Origin of the sequence: Halalkalibacter lacteus (assembly GCF_036663595.1) — a bacterium.
GTDB lineage: Bacteria > Bacillota > Bacilli > Bacillales > Bacillaceae_D > Halalkalibacter > Halalkalibacter lacteus.
Genome location: NZ_JAWRVL010000285.1, coordinates 1 through 261, shown reverse-complemented (window position 1 = coordinate 261; position 261 = coordinate 1). Strand labels below are relative to the sequence as shown.

Sequence of the window (261 nt, the reverse complement as noted above, 5' to 3'; positions counted from 1 at the left end):
GTAGGCGTTGTAAGAGTTTGGAAATCTTTGGCGGTGGTAGTGAGATGATCATTGTCCTGGTGTTGAAGTTGAAACCTAGATATTCTATTGACTTCTTTGGTTCGAAAACACTCTTTTCCCTGTTGATTAGGAACCCAAGCCGTTTTAGATGTTGGCATAAAAGGTTGACTGATTGTTGCATCTTTTCCTTCGATTTCTCCAGAATACAAATATCGTCCAGGTAATAAATTAATCGGACTCCTTGGTTCCTTAAATATTCTA

The 261-nt window shown here is 38.3% G+C and carries 1 protein-coding gene; it reads right to left on the bottom strand.

Annotated features, from left to right (window positions below):
- Positions 1-202: RNA-dependent RNA polymerase family protein (locus SAZ04_RS22375; protein ID WP_431309058.1), on the bottom strand; the 202-nt coding region annotated here is incomplete at its 3' end.
- Positions 203-261: the final 59 nt, after the last annotated feature.